Origin of the sequence: Corynebacterium sp. CCM 9203, assembly GCF_041357675.1 — a bacterium.
Lineage (GTDB): Bacteria > Actinomycetota > Actinomycetes > Mycobacteriales > Mycobacteriaceae > Corynebacterium.
Window position 1 is genome coordinate 536,548 of record NZ_JAUERY010000002.1, and the last position, 14,340, is coordinate 550,887.

Annotated in this window: 15 protein-coding genes; 10 read left to right on the plus strand and 5 right to left on the minus strand. The window is 63.1% G+C overall.

The window, feature by feature from the left end:
• Positions 1-89: 89 nt before the first annotated feature.
• From QWU44_RS05825 to QWU44_RS05850, 6 genes are read left to right on the plus strand one after another with little or no spacing between them, the layout of a single operon-like run.
• Positions 90-1,046 carry an ABC transporter permease gene (locus QWU44_RS05825; RefSeq protein ID WP_370914736.1) on the plus strand — a complete coding sequence of 319 codons (957 nt, stop codon included), beginning with the start codon at positions 90-92 and terminating at the stop codon, positions 1,044-1,046.
• A 1-nt stretch (position 1,047) separates the two neighbouring features.
• Entirely contained in the window at positions 1,048-3,021 is a 1,974-nt protein-coding gene (locus QWU44_RS05830) for a dipeptide/oligopeptide/nickel ABC transporter permease/ATP-binding protein (protein ID WP_370914737.1), read from the plus strand.
• Positions 3,022-3,029: 8 nt separating this feature from the next.
• Positions 3,030-4,013, plus strand: coding sequence for an ABC transporter ATP-binding protein (locus tag QWU44_RS05835; protein WP_370914738.1), 984 nt, complete (start codon positions 3,030-3,032; stop codon positions 4,011-4,013).
• A 48-nt stretch (positions 4,014-4,061) separates the two neighbouring features.
• A complete protein-coding gene (locus tag QWU44_RS05840; protein WP_370914739.1) occupies positions 4,062-5,024 on the plus strand; it encodes a dihydrodipicolinate synthase family protein in 963 nt (320 codons plus the stop codon).
• A 43-nt stretch (positions 5,025-5,067) separates the two neighbouring features.
• Positions 5,068-6,003, plus strand: coding sequence for an ROK family protein (locus QWU44_RS05845; RefSeq protein ID WP_370914740.1), 936 nt, complete (start codon positions 5,068-5,070; stop codon positions 6,001-6,003).
• Positions 6,004-6,025: 22 nt separating this feature from the next.
• Positions 6,026-6,733 (plus strand): N-acetylmannosamine-6-phosphate 2-epimerase, encoded by a 708-nt coding sequence (locus tag QWU44_RS05850; protein WP_370914918.1) that lies wholly within the window; start codon positions 6,026-6,028, stop codon positions 6,731-6,733.
• A gap of 76 nt (positions 6,734-6,809) precedes the next feature.
• Here QWU44_RS05850 and QWU44_RS05855 read toward each other — a convergent pair whose 3' ends face one another.
• Positions 6,810-7,274: an NYN domain-containing protein gene (locus tag QWU44_RS05855; protein WP_370914741.1), complete on the minus strand. Its 465-nt coding sequence runs from the start codon at positions 7,272-7,274 to the stop codon at positions 6,810-6,812.
• Between the two features lie 599 nt (positions 7,275-7,873).
• On the opposite strand from QWU44_RS05855, the gene QWU44_RS05860 reads away from it, so the two are divergent.
• Entirely contained in the window at positions 7,874-8,791 is a 918-nt protein-coding gene (locus QWU44_RS05860; RefSeq protein WP_370914742.1) for a glycosyltransferase, read from the plus strand.
• A gap of 73 nt (positions 8,792-8,864) precedes the next feature.
• Here the strand turns inward: QWU44_RS05860 and QWU44_RS05865 are convergent, their stop codons facing one another.
• From QWU44_RS05865 to QWU44_RS05880, 4 genes are all read right to left on the minus strand, one after another.
• Positions 8,865-9,335: a GtrA family protein gene (locus QWU44_RS05865; protein WP_370914919.1), complete on the minus strand. Its 471-nt coding sequence runs from the start codon at positions 9,333-9,335 to the stop codon at positions 8,865-8,867.
• Between the two features lie 138 nt (positions 9,336-9,473).
• A complete protein-coding gene (locus tag QWU44_RS05870) occupies positions 9,474-10,406 on the minus strand; it encodes a hypothetical protein (RefSeq protein WP_370914743.1) in 933 nt (310 codons plus the stop codon).
• A 77-nt stretch (positions 10,407-10,483) separates the two neighbouring features.
• A complete protein-coding gene (locus QWU44_RS05875; RefSeq protein WP_370914744.1) occupies positions 10,484-11,098 on the minus strand; it encodes a hypothetical protein in 615 nt (204 codons plus the stop codon).
• Positions 11,099-11,142: 44 nt separating this feature from the next.
• The gene (locus QWU44_RS05880) at positions 11,143-11,604 is read right to left on the minus strand and encodes a hypothetical protein (RefSeq protein ID WP_370914745.1); all 462 of its coding nucleotides are present in this window, start codon (positions 11,602-11,604) and stop codon (positions 11,143-11,145) included.
• 66 nt (positions 11,605-11,670) lie between these two features.
• On the opposite strand from QWU44_RS05880, the gene QWU44_RS05885 reads away from it, so the two are divergent.
• The 3 genes from QWU44_RS05885 to QWU44_RS05895 all read left to right on the plus strand — a co-directional run bounded on the left by QWU44_RS05885 (position 11,671) and on the right by QWU44_RS05895 (position 14,323).
• Positions 11,671-11,910: a hypothetical protein gene (locus QWU44_RS05885; protein ID WP_370914746.1), complete on the plus strand. Its 240-nt coding sequence runs from the start codon at positions 11,671-11,673 to the stop codon at positions 11,908-11,910.
• Positions 11,911-12,052: 142 nt separating this feature from the next.
• A complete protein-coding gene (locus QWU44_RS05890) occupies positions 12,053-13,519 on the plus strand; it encodes an FAD-binding protein (RefSeq protein WP_370914747.1) in 1,467 nt (488 codons plus the stop codon).
• 42 nt (positions 13,520-13,561) lie between these two features.
• The gene (locus QWU44_RS05895; protein WP_370914748.1) at positions 13,562-14,323 is read left to right on the plus strand and encodes a decaprenylphospho-beta-D-erythro-pentofuranosid-2-ulose 2-reductase; all 762 of its coding nucleotides are present in this window, start codon (positions 13,562-13,564) and stop codon (positions 14,321-14,323) included.
• Positions 14,324-14,340: the final 17 nt, after the last annotated feature.

A 14,340-nucleotide genomic window follows, 5' to 3' on the forward strand; every position in this document is an offset into this window, starting at 1 on the left:
GGGGGCCACGGGTCGCATCGTCCACAACCGGGCGTCGTGACGCCACCGCACCCGGATCCCCGTCCGTGACAACTACTTGAGGTACTCACGTGTCCAACCTGATCAGGCTCATCGGGCGCCGCCTCCTGGCACTCCCCGTCATGATTCTGGGCATCACATTCCTCGTCTTCTTCGTGATGTCCTTCAACCCGGTTGATCCGGCGTACGGCGCCCTCGGTGAAGGCGCGTCAGCCGAACAGATTGAGGCCTACCACGAGGAATACGGCCTGAATGACCCACTCTTTGTCCGCTACTTCGCTTTCCTCGGCGGCCTCCTACACGGCGATCTCGGAACCTACACCTCACAGCGGCTCCCCGTCTCCGGACGAATCGCGGAGGCGTTCCCGGTCACCATCTCTCTAACCTTTTACGGCCTGATCATCGCGGTCGTCATGGCTCTCATCTTCGGTGTTCTCGCAGCGCTCTACCGCGACTCCTGGATCGACCAGATCATCCGTATCTTCTCGATCATCTTCGTTGCGACGCCATCCTTCTGGCTCGCTGTTCTGCTGATCCAGGCGTTCACCATCAACAATGACATTCTTCCGGCATCCGGCCCACTCATCGCCTTCGAGTCCGATCCCAAGGCCTACATGATGCGGATGCTCATGCCCGCCTTCGCCCTCGGAATCCCGGTCGCCGGTTCCCTGATCCGCGTCGTCCGTACCTCCATGGTGGAGGAACTCGACAAGGACTACGTACGTACCGCGCTCGGTGCGGGCATCCCCAAGCACGTCGTCGTGGCCCGCAACGTCCTGCGCAACGCGCTGATCACGCCGGTGACCGTTCTCGGCCTCCGGATCGGCTATCTCATGGGTGGCGCCGTGATCATCGAGGTCATCTTCGCCCTTCCTGGCATGGGGCAGGCGATCCTCGAGGGCATCCAGTCGAACTATGCCGACCTCGTCCAGGGTGTGACGCTGACGGTGGCGCTCGCCTTCGTTGTCGTCAACATCGTCGTCGACATGCTCTACATCCTCATCAACCCGCGTATCAGGACGGTGTGACATGCGCAGAGAACTCACCACCAAACTGTCCAGGCCTGGACTGAGGTTCGGCCGCTGGCGGGCGATGTCGGTGCCGTCACGCATCAGCGTCGTCATCCTCGTCTCAATCGTCATCATCGCCGTGTTCGCGCCGGTGTTCGCGACCCACGATCCACTCCTGATCACCAGGCCGAATGCGGCGCCGGACTCCGAGTACTGGTTCGGCACCGATTACCTCGGCCGTGACGTCTACTCGCGCATGGTCTACGGTGCCCGGATCTCCCTGACCATCGGAATCTGCGCGACCCTCTTCGCCCTCGCGTGCGCAGCCGTCCTCGGCTCCATCGCCGCAGTCAGCTCCCGGTGGGTGTCCGAGACCCTGATGCGCGTACTCGACATCATCATGTCTTTCCCCGGGATCGCACTCGCCGCCGTCTTCATCGCGGTCTTCGGGAACTCAATCCCGATCCTCATCTTCTCCATCGGGTTCCTGTATATCCCCCAACTGACCCGTGTCGTGCGCGCCAACGTCCTCGACCAGTGGGGGGAGGACTACGTCAACGCGGTCGTTGTCTCCGGTGCTGCCCGCACCTGGATCCTGATCAAACACGTCGCCCGTAACTGCGTCGCACCGATCCTCGTGTTCGCCACCGTCCTCGTCGCCGACGCGATCGTCTTCGAGGCCTCCCTGTCCTTCATCAACGCCGGTGTCCCCGAGCCCGACCCCTCCTGGGGTTCGATCATCGCCTCCGCACGTCAAGGTGTGCTCACCGGTTTCTGGTGGGCCGCAATGTTCCCCGGCCTCGCCATCATGATCACCGTTCTCTCCCTCAACGTACTCGCGGAAGGAATCACCGACGCCCTCGTCGCCGCACCAGGGGCGACCAAGATCGATCCGGCGGGCACCGACGGCAAGCGTGAGGCCGACCGCCTGGCATCCGATCCCGTCGCCGCCTACCGGGAACAGGAGGAGGACCTAAACAAGCGACTCGCCGAACTACGCGAGATGGAGTCCCGCCGTACGGACCGATTCATCCCCGATTACTCCGTTCCCCCACTGCTTGAGGTCAACGATCTCTGCCTTCGCTTCCCACGCCACGGAGACGTCGATGTCGTCGACCACGTCAGCTTCGAGGTCCGCCCCGGGCAGACGATGGCACTCGTCGGTGAATCCGGCTGCGGCAAATCCATCACGGCACTCACGATCATGGGTCTGCTCGATCACCGGGCGACGATCACCGGCCAGATCCTCTACGACGGCACCGATCTGCTGAAGCTCTCGACAAAACAGCACGCGGCGCTCCGGGGCCACGAGATCGCGATGATCTACCAGGACGCACTCTCCTCGCTGAACCCGTCCATGCTCATCAAATCCCAGATGAAACAGTTGACCAAGCGTGGCGGCACCCGGAGTGCAGAGGAACTCCTCGAACTCGTGGGCCTCGACCCGAAGCGCACTCTGGAGTCCTACCCGCACGAGCTCTCCGGTGGCCAGCGGCAACGTGTCCTCATCGCCATGGCGCTGACCCGGGACCCGAAGCTGATCATCGCCGATGAGCCGACCACCGCACTCGACGTGACGGTACAGAAACAGGTCATCGAACTGCTCAACGATCTACAGGACAAACTCGGCTTCGCCATGATCTTCGTCTCGCACGATCTCGCACTCGTCGCGGAAGTCGCGCACTCCATCACCGTCATGTACGCCGGCCAGGTCGTCGAGCAGGCTCCCACGGTTGAACTGATGACCGATCCCCGGCACGAGTACACCCGTGGTCTCCTCGGCTCGGTGTTGTCCATCGAGGCCGGCTCCGGGCGACTGCACCAAGTCCCCGGTGTCGTGCCCAGCCCGCGGGACTTCCCCCGCGGTGACCGTTTCGCGCCGCGTTCCTCGCATCCGACCGTCGGTCTGGACACCCGCCCGGTGCTCACCCGTGCCGGTGGCGAGCACCATTACTACGCAGTGCAACCCGAACTCGCCGAGCGCGGAAAGTGAGCACATCGATGTCCAAGCACAACAAGCACGATTCCAACGAGGTCATCCGCACCGAGACCGAGGCAGCCCTGGATTCCTTCCAACAGGGGTCCGTTGAATCCGTTCCCGATCACGCTGACGAGACGATCCACGGTCGTCGGGTGGATACCACGGGTCGCGCAAACCCCCGGCACGACGGTTTGACCCCCATCATCGAGCTGCGGGACGTCTCCGTGACCTTCCGCTCCCGATCCGGCGGCATCTTCAGGCCAAACCTCGTACACGCCGTCCGCGGCGTCACCATGAAGCTGAATCCCGGTGAAACCCTCGGCTTGGTCGGTGAGTCCGGCTGCGGAAAATCCACCACGGCCCGCGTCATGTGCGGCCTGCAGGACCCCACCGAGGGCGAGGTGTACTTCCAGGGCCGTAAGGTGACCAAACGCTCCGCGAAGGATCGTAAACAAATCGGCCGCGTCGTGTCCGTCGTCTTCCAGGACCCTGCGACCGCCCTGAACGCGCGCATGATCGTCGCCGAACAACTGCTCGACCCTATGGTCGTTCACAAGATCAACAACAAGAGCTACCGCGAGGAACGAATCCGGGATCTCATCCACCTGGTCGGACTCCCCGAGAGCGTTCTACAGGCCCTCCCAGGTCAGTTGTCGGGTGGCCAGCGGCAACGTGTCGCCATCGCGCGCGCCCTGTCGTTGAACCCGGACGCGATCATCGCCGACGAACCGACCTCCGCACTCGATGTGTCGGTCCGCGCCCAGATCCTCAACCTACTCTCGGACCTCAAAGAGGAACTCAATCTCGGCATGGTGTTCATCTCCCACGACATCCAGACCGTGCGTTACGTCTCGGATCGGATAGCCGTCATGAACGGCGGCACCGTCGTCGAAGAGGGGCCCGCACAGCAAATCCTCGAGAACCCACGCGACGAGTACACGCGTACCCTGCTCGGTGCGGCCCCGTCACTCCTGCACCCCGCGAAGTCCGCATTCGCCAACTGACGGCCAGTCCGCCGTACCAACATCTGAAAAATCACCTAGGAGCCCACAGTGGAATCCCCCTTCACCGGTGTCATCCCGCCGGTAGTCACACCACTCGACGATGTCGGCAACTTTGACCGTGCCAGCTTCGACCGCGTGGTCAACCGCATGATCGACGCCGGTGTACACGGCCTGTTCTTCCTCGGGTCATCCGGAGAGGTCGTCTTCTCCACCGATGACCGCCGCCGCGAGATCATCACCGCCGCCGTCGAGACCGTCGCGGGGCGTGTCCCCGTCCTAGTCGGGTGCATCGACACGGAGACGAACCGGGTGATCGAACACGCCCGCACCGCCGCCGAACTCGGCGCCGACGCGATCGTCGCCACCGCGCCGTTCTACGCCCTCGGCGGGGTCAACGAGATTGAGCGCCACTTCCGAAAGATCCACGAAGCTGTGGCACTGCCCCTGTTCGCCTATGACATCCCCGTCTGTGTACATGTGAAGCTGCCCGGTGATCTACTACTCAAGTTGGGTCTGGACGGGGTTCTGGCGGGTGTCAAGGATTCCTCCGGAGATGACGTGTCCTTCCGTTTCCTCGCCCGCGACAATGCCGCCGCAGGTCATCCCCTCACACTGCTCACCGGCCACGAGGTCGTGGTCGACGGTGCGTACATGTCCGGCGCCGACGGGTGTGTACCCGGCCTCGGTAACGTCGACCCACACGCCTACGTCCGTCAGTGGAACGCCTACCGTGCCGGTGACTGGGACACGGTCCGCGCCGAGCAGGACCACCTCACCGACCTCATGCGCATTGTCCTTGTCACGACCGGGGCCGTCGGCTTCGGCGCAGGGGTCGGCGCCTTCAAGACCGCGTTGATGCTCCTCGGTGTCTTCTCCACGAACCGCATGCCAGAGCCCGTCGCCGCCCTCACCGGTGGGAACCTCACCGCCATCGCCGAGGTACTGAGGTCGTGCAGCCTGGAGCCGACGGTCGACCCGGACGCCGTCCGGATCGCCCCCTTCGCCTCCTGATCCACCGGATCACAGCCACAAGCACCGAGAGAGGACGGCCCCCGTGAACAGTGACAGTGCCGACAGCCGCGTTCTCGCGGTCGACATCGGCGGCACGAAGATCAACGTGGCCCTCGTTGACGCGGACAACACCGTCAGGGGGATGTCCACTGCGGCGACCCCGAGCCGCGAGGACGGTGCCGCCGTCATCCGGCAGGTGCTGCGGGTCGCGCGCCGCGTCATCGACGCCGACCCGGGCACGGCACCGACGCACGTCGGAATCGGCAGTGCCGGTGTCGTCAGCCCCGACGGGCGACGCATCACCTCCGCGACCGACGCCATCCGCGGGTGGACGGGCACCGAGCTCGCCACGGAGATCGAGGGAGCACTCGGCATTCCCTGCACCGTGATCAACGACGTTCACGCCCATGGCCTCGGCGAACTTGCCGGAGGTGCCGGGCGTGGACACAAGTCGATGCTGATGGTCGCCGTCGGCACCGGAATCGGCGGAGCCATCATCACCGACGGCCATCTCATCCCCGGGGCACACGGTGTCGCGGGGCACATCGGGCAGATCCGGGTCACCACGACGACTCCCGAGAGCTGTGCCGGACACACCGACACGCTGGAGAACCTCGCCGCAGGCCCCGGCATGACACGTTTCTACGCCGAGCTCGGTGGGCGGGGTGTGGACAACGGGCACCAGCTCCAGGCGGCCGCCCGGACCGACACCCTCGCCGCAGATGTGATCACGGCTGCGGGGTCGATCACCGGCCAAACCGTGGCCTCACTGGTCAACGCGCTCGACCCGGAACTGGTCGTCATCGGCGGTGGCGTCACCCGAATGGGTGAGTCGTGGTGGGGTCCGCTCCGTGGGGCTTACGCTGAAACCCTGATGGCCCCGCTCCGGGGCACTCCCCTGGTCGCCGCCGAGCTGGGCGACAACGCCGCGCTCGTCGGAGCGGCACGCCACGCCCGCAACACCCTCACTATCCGATAAGGAGCCCCGCCCAATGAGTGACATGAGCATCGACGCCCTCCTCGACCGCCTCCGCGGCGGACTGGTGGTGTCCTGCCAGGCCTATCCCGGCGAACCGCTACGGCGCGCGGAAATCACCGCAGCAATGGCCCAGGCCGTCGTCGAAGGAGGCGCCCGAGCAGTCCGGGTGCAAGGCGTCGCGGATATCGCCGCCACCCGGCAGGCCGTCGAGGTTCCCGTCATCGGGTTGATCAAGCACGGCCACGACGGCGTGTACATCACCCCGTCCGTGGCGCACGCCCGGGCGTGCGCGCTGGCGGGCGCGGATGTCGTCGCCATCGACGCCACCCTCCGCGAGCGGGGCAACGGTGAATCCTTCGCTGACGCAGTGGCGGCCATCCACACCGAGTTCCCCGGTGTCGCGGTCATGGCGGACTGCGCCTCCGTCCCCGATGCGGTGGCCGCCGCTGAGGCGGGTGCGGACATCATCGGCACGACGCTGGCGGGCTACACCCCCGGCTACGAGCACGCCCGGGAGAAGACCCCCGGCCCCGACCACGCGTTCATCGACGAGGTGCTCGCCGTCGTGGACCGGCCCGTTCTCGTGGAAGGACGTCTGCACCGACCAGAGGATGTCGCCGGCGTCTTCGAGCGCGGTGCGTTCGCCGCATGCGTCGGAACCGCCATCACGCACCCGACGACGATCACCAGTTGGTTCGTGCCGCAAGCCCCAAAACACCAAGCATTATAGTGGCCATAACCAGATCTTCCCGCTACTGGGACTTCTAGATTTTTAGAGGTAGCTAATTTTTAAGATTTTTTATCAACTACAAATCTATCTTACCAACATGAAGAGGATCATTCTCTGAACGTCGCGCAACACATTCCCGTACGCCATCTACATGCTCATTCAAGCTATCTGCCACCCTTGCCCACATAGGATCAAGAATAAAATCAATACCAGACCTTCTGGCATGCTTTGCCGCCGGGACGAAATCAGAATCACCGGAGATCATGATAATTTGATTAACAAGACCAGCTTCTGACAGTGCAGCAATATCGAGACCAATCCTCATATCCACTCCTTTCTGGGTGATATCGAGATAGAAGTCTCTCTCGGTCAAGTCCTGCACAGTTATAGACCCTGCACACAATTTCTTAAGCGCCTTGTGCCTCAAGTTGTACCCGTTCTGTGTCTCCAACTCCTCCCCACGGCGCAATGCCACCTTACGCCTTTTCACTAGCTCTTTAAGAAATTGGGTCATCCATTCATACTCTTCAGTCTGCGCCAAGTTTACCTGTTGACGTGTAAGTGGGTGAAATAAGACTTTTTGAGACGGTTCACAATCGTAGTAAAATATACGATACAGATCCCCACAAGATTCCCTAATATGTCTACGACAGTATTCCGAAAGCTCATCTGCCCGCTGCCGCGGATCTTTCTCGCCGAATAAAGCCTTAGCACGATGTCGATAGAAACCCCCATCAACAATTATAGCTACTTTCAATGGGCTCCGAATGGAAACTAAGCCCGAGACAGAAACGATACTCGCTTCTTCCTTATTGACCTTCCGGGCCCTACGCGCCATGAATCACTCTCTAATTATTATCCTTTGAATATGGAAAATGGCACTGTCATCGGCGACCTTCTTATAGCGAAGCGTCAACGGCAGTACCACTGTGTTGCACAGTGTAACATCAGCTTGCGACGTAGACAACCCTCTGGATGAACGGTAGACCAGTTTTCACTATGTGGTTCACCAACCTATGAGCCCGAACCCGTAGGCTCCACTATTCTCTACCAGCCAAGGGCACTCGGCTCACTTCTTAAGAACACCCTCTACATGAGGAATCCGGTCATGTGTCAGGAACCCTGTGCGACAATGGGCGCATGGCTCTCACCACCTCGGACCGCGTCGCAGCGGTCATCGTCACCCACCGTCGCGCCGATCTCCTGCGGGCCTCCCTCGAGGTCGTCGCCACCCAGTCGGCGCCCGTGGAGTGGATCATCGTGGTGGACAACGGTTGCGAGCGGGCCGTGTCGGACGTGGTGGCGGAGATCGCCGGGGACCGGGGCGTCTACCTGCCCTCACACACGAATCTCGGCGGCGCGGGCGGTTTCGCCTACGGGTTCCTCACCGCACTCGCCCTGGGCGCGGATGCCGTGTGGTGCGCCGACGATGACGGTCGGCCAGAGGGGCCGGACGTGCTCGCCACTCTGCAGGAGTGCGCGCAGCGGCACGGCCTGGACGAGGTCTCCCCCGTGGTCTGCAATCTCGATGATCCGGATCTCCTCGCCTTCCCTCTCCGGCGAGGGCTGGAGTGGCGGCGCAGGCGCGGTGAGCTCATCGACCCGGCGAATCCGGACGATGATCTCCTGCCCGCTATCGCCTCCCTGTTCAATGGCGCGCTGATCTCCGCGGCAGCCATGGAACGTATCGGTGTCCCGGATCTCCGGCTGTTCATCCGGGGCGACGAGGTCGAGTACCACCGCCGACTGACCCGCTCCGGGCTGAAGTTCGGTACCTGCCTGCGCTGCGCCTACCTGCACCCGGATGGCTCGGACGAGTTCAAGCCGATCCTGGGTGGGCGGATGCACACCCAGTACCCCGACAACGAGGGGAAGCGTTTCTTTACCTACCGCAACCGCGGCTACCTGATGAACCAACCCGGCATGCGCCACCTTCTCCCCCAGGAGTACGCCCGTTTCGGCTGGTTCTTTCTGGTCAAGCAACGTGACCCGGCGGGGTTCCGGGACTGGCTTCGGCTGCATCGCATGGGGCGCCGGGAACGTTTCGAACGCCCCTGACCGCGGACGCGCTGCATCACACAACGAGCCATGCCAGGCGCGGCGTCGACAGGCGGCAGTCCGTGTCCCGGGGTCAGCGGACCTTGAAGATCACGGTGCGCTGAACGACGAAGTTCACCACGGTCGCGATTCCCTGTGCGATAACGAAGGCAACCACCAGGGAGAACAGGTCCGGGACATCCCGCTCCACGAGGAACCCGAACAGGTACTTATACAACTGGGTGTTCAGTACCCAGGTGAGCGCATAGAGCACGGTCACGGCGATGAATCGGGCCCGGGAGGGCGCGGCCTGGAACGTCCAGCGTCGGTTGATGGCATAGGCGGTGATCGTGCCGAAGATGAAGCCGATATTGCGGGACGCAAACGGGCTCAGGCCGAAGACCATCTGAAACAGCCATGTCAGACCGATGTCCACCACGGCGGAGATACCGCCGGAGATGATGAACCGGACCCCCTGTGTCTTCACGTCGCGGCCATCGGAGGCGGGGACCACGGGGATGGGGCCGGTGTATTCGTCTGCACCGGCGGCGACCTCCTCCGCCATCTCTTCGGAGGAGACGAAAAGCCTCTCTCCAGGGCTCTCGGTGGGCGGATCGGTGCGCCGCGGATCGCGGGTGTCGGGGGCGGTGTTGTCGTCGTAGTCGGCCACGCCAGGTGATGCTACCCGCTTCTCCCCCGCTGTTCAGCGACGCAGGAGATAACGGTAGAGATCGAGACGTTCAACGGGAGGCAGGGAAGTGGCACCGTAGCCGCCGACGTCTGCGAGGGCTTGGAGGGAAGCGGCGCAGAGTTCCCGGGTCCGGGTTGCCGTGAGCACGCTGTCATCATCGTCGACCCACCCGATTTCGGCCATGGTTGATTCGATGACGTTGTCACCGAGGTCCGCATCCACGAGTGATGCCAGCGTGAGAACTGTAACTAGGAACGCGTCCTGGGCCTCGGGGGTCCGTTCCAGTGGTAGCTCATCCAGAATCATGCGGGTCCGGCGCGGGAGAAAGAGCGGTCGTTCCAGATCCAGCGCTTGGAGGAGCGGAATGAAGTCGAAGATACGGGAGCGGTTGATCAGATCCGTGACCTCTGTGTCCACCAGGGCGAGAGTTGCGGTGATCGTCGCTGTACCTGTCAGTTCGGCATTGATGTCGGCGGGATCGAAGTCCACCTCACCCGTCGCATCGGGTCTGAGGCTTCCGGAGCCGCCGATGCAAAGTGCCCGTGGGGTACCGCGATCCCGCGGATACGATTCTATGACCTCGATGAACATGCGCCACAGTCCCCACGTGTAGATGGCGACGTCGCCGGGTGCGGCGAGGACCGTGTGTACGCAGTCACTGGTTCTCACCTTGTGTTCTCCGGCGGTGAATGACCAGGGCGCCCCGCCCTCGTGTCCGCGGAAACCGAAGCAGGTGGACAGAACACGGTGCAGCTCGGACAGCGACATCGCATCGTTGAGTCCAACCTGACGGTGGATCTCCCGATCCGCGCACCACAATGTCGCCCGGACGATCAAGGTCCGTGGTGCGCGGTACTCCTCAGACCTGGTCCCGGTCACGGCAGCTCGGGCGTCGCGCCTGGGCCTTAGTTCGATGACGTTTCCGCGGGTCTGGTCGGTGGACATGCTCACCAGCGTAGCCAGCTCACGGAGCCCGTGCCCGCGCGGTGGGACCGGTGCCATGCCTCCGGAGGGGTCCGGGTTCAGCTCAACGGGAGTGGTCGAACGTCCGGACCATAAGTTTCCTTGAGATGAGCGCGGCTCCGGCGCTGCCCCTCGATCGCGAACCACTGTTCAACGAGATTGCCGACGGCCTGAGCAGTGCACCAGGCGGCCCGGGCGATGCCTTCACCATGGAAAGCGGCACCGTTGTCCGGGTTGTCGTCGGGAAGAGTGGGGGCGGGCAGTCGCGGCACGATGAGGTGGGGGTTTGCCTCGTGGGCTTTCTTCGCGGCGGCACGGATCTCACTGGTTGCCCGGTCGACGGCTGCGTGGATCTCCCTCAAGCTGGTCTGGCCCGCACGGGTGCCCGCACCCTCGACGGTGTCCGGATCCGTACCCCCGACGGGCAGCACGATGGTGTGCCGTAGGAGGGATTCAAGGAGGGTGACGGGGTCCGTGGGGTCCGTGTCCCGCGTGGCGACGACATCCGTACCTTCCGACTCCGGTGTTTCACTACCGGTGTGTGCGGGAGTTTCCCCGACGATCCAGGCTCCGCTGTAGCGCCCGGTCGCCGAGTTGGGGTCGGTTTGGACGTGCCAGACGACGCGGAGGGTCGGGTCGGTGGCGTCGAGGACGGAAATGACGGGATGATGCACGGGATCTGCTGTACCCCCAGTGGATGTGTTCTTCTGTGTGCCGGTCACTGTTTCGTTGTCCCATCACTTTCGTTCACGATGTCGTCCAGTGCGCAGGACGCCAGCAGGATCGGCACGATGCACACGCCGAGCACCGTGTGGGGTCGGGCGACTCCCCAGGATCGGAGCAGCCCCACCAGTGTCGCGGTGATCCTGTGATCCAGCCGCACCACCGCGCAGAGGAGTGCGGTTCCTGTGACAAGTAGCGGCCAGGGGGTCTTCGGGTTCGCCGGGCGGCTGGTACCGGGCTGCGGTTCCGCTGATGCGGTGTCGGCAGAACCAGCGGACACCATCGGTTCCAAGGCCTCCGTGCCGACGGTAGCCGCGGCAAGGACCGCGGCGTCAACACTCCAGCGGGTCAATCGATGGTCAATGTAGTCGGGCATCGCGGTGACAACTCCACCCGCGACGGCGAGCGGCAGATCAGCGATGATCCTCGCTCGCAACCCCCGGTCTGTCGTTGCCATACCGGGAGCATACCAACCGGGACGGGCGTCGCATGAGCAGGTGTTGTCTCCGGTTAGACTGGCCGTATGTTCGGACTGTTCAAGGGCCAGAAGCGGAATTCCGGGGAGACGCCGGGGCACATCGCGGCGGAGCGCACCCAGCTACCGCTGAACCAGCACATGACAATGCTGATGGCGCAGGAACTTCCATTGCTCGATAGCGTCGACAGGGTGCGGGTGTATGAGATTCTGCGTGAGTACGTCGGCCCTGAGATCACGTCCCAGGAGGAACTCCCGGACGAGATACGGCAGATGATGGATCTGTAGTCGTCCGCCACGGGCATCGGCGTACGGGTGCCCGACCGCGTGGGATTGTGGGAAATCACACGCTGTGTTCTTCCTGGGAAACTGCCCGATCAGGCCCGATCGGCCCCCACCAGGGTTGTTCGGGGAGTAGCGTGGACAGGCGATGACGAGCGATAAGGGCGCGTCCAGCACCGTTGCTTCGAACGGTGCCTCCGGAGCCCTGAACACAGAAGCCAAGAAACTGACCGGCTGGGGCCGTACGGCCCCCACGACCGCCGAGGTTCTGTCAACGGAAGACCTCGACACGATCGTCAAGGCAGTGCAGCTGGTCGCCGAACAGAACGAGAGCAAGCCCGCCCATCTGCGTCGTGGCGTGATCGCCCGCGGTATGGGGCGTTCCTACGGGGATCCGGCGCAGAATGCCGGCGGTCTGGTCATCGACATGACCGCGCTGAACCGCATCCATTCCATCGATTCGGCGTCCGCCGTCGTGGACGTCGATGGCGGTGTCACCCTCGACCAGTTGATGAAGGCTGCGCTGCCGTACGGGCTATGGGTTCCGGTTCTGCCGGGTACCCGGCAGGTCACCATCGGTGGTGCGATAGGCCCCGACATCCACGGGAAGAACCACCACTCGGCCGGTTCCTTCGGGGATCACGTGGTCTCGATGGAACTGCTCGTGGCCGACGGTCGGATCCTGCACCTGGAACCGGAGGGTTCCGCCGACGATCCGGACGGTTCACTGTTCTGGGCGACGGTCGGTGGAATGGGGCTGACGGGCATCATTGTCCGCGCACGAATCAAGATGACCCGGACCGAGACCGCATATTTCATCGCCGACGGCGACATGACACACAGCCTCGACGAGACGATCGAGTTCCACTCGGATGGTTCGGAGAAGAACTACACTTATTCCTCCGCCTGGTTCGACGCGATCTCCGGCCCGCCGAAGCTGGGTCGTGCGGCAATCTCCCGGGGTTCCCTGGCTACTCTCGCGCAACTGGAGGAGCTCGCCCCGAAGTTGGCGAAGGATCCGCTGAAGTTCAATGCACCCCAGTTGGTGACCGTCCCGGATATTTTCCCGTCATTCACCATGAACAAGCTGTCGATGATCGCGGTCGGTGAGCTGTGGTGGCTGAAGTCGGGAACATACCGTAATAAGGTGCAGAATCTGACGGAGTTCTACCAGCCGCTCGATCTGATCGGTGAATGGAATCGCGGCTACGGGCCCAAGGGTTTCCTCCAATACCAGTTCGTCGTGCCGCGTGAGGCCGTGGAACCGTTCAAGGACATCATCCGGGACATCCAGGCATCGGGCCATTACTCGGCGTTGAACGTGTTCAAGCTCTTCGGTGAAGGTAACCGTGCTCCATTGTCCTACCCGATGCCCGGTTGGAACGTGTGCGTGGACTTCCCCATCAAACCAGGTCTGGGCCAGTTCCTCGACGAACTGGATCGCCGGGTGATGGAGTTCGGTGGCCGGTTGTACCTGGCCAAGGAATCGCGGACCACGGCGGAGAACTTCCACCGGATGTACCCCCAGATGCAATCCTGGCTGGATACTCGCAACACGATTGACCCGAACGGGGTCTTCGCGTCCGATCTGTCCCGTCGCCTCGAACTGCGCTAGACCGCACCTCCGCACGAGAACAATCAGGAAGTAGAACACGACATGCTCAATGCTGTGGGCAAGGCCCAGAACATCCTGCTACTCGGCGGCACGTCCGAGATCGGTGTCGCCATCGTCACCGAATTCCTCGCCGCCGGACCCGCCGCGGTCACTCTCGCCGCGCGGAAGAACTCTCCGCACCTCGAAGAGGCAAAGGTGCAGCTTGAACGCGCCGGCGCCAGTGAGATCCGCGTCATCGACTTCGACGCCACCGATTTCGACAGTCACCCGGCCGTGATCGAGGAGGCATTCTCGAACGGTGATGTCGATATCGCGATCGTCGCTTTCGGTACCCTCGGCGACAACGAGGAACTGTGGCGTGATCAATCCAAGGCCGTCGCCTCCGCCCAGGTCAATTACACCGGTGCCGTCTCCGTCGGTGTCCTGCTCGGGCAGCGCTTCTCGGCGCAGGGACACGGAACGATTGTCGCGCTGAGTTCCGTCGCAGGCATGAAGGTGCGGCGATCCAACTTCGTCTACGGCTCAACGAAAGCCGGGTTCGACGGCTTCTACAGTCAACTCGGTGAAGCCCTGCGGGACTCCGGAGCCAAGGTCGTGGTCGTACGCCCGGGTCAGGTCCGTACCCGGATGAGCGCCGATGTCGACGAGGCACCGTTGACCGTGGACCGCTCACAGGTGGCCGAAGCCGTTGTGGAAGCCGTCACCAACGGTAAGGACACCGTGTGGGTTCATCCGCTGTTCAAGTACGTGATGATGGTCTTCGATCACATTCCGCGGCCGATCTTCCGCAAACTCCCCTTCTAGCTGATCCGCAACTCTCC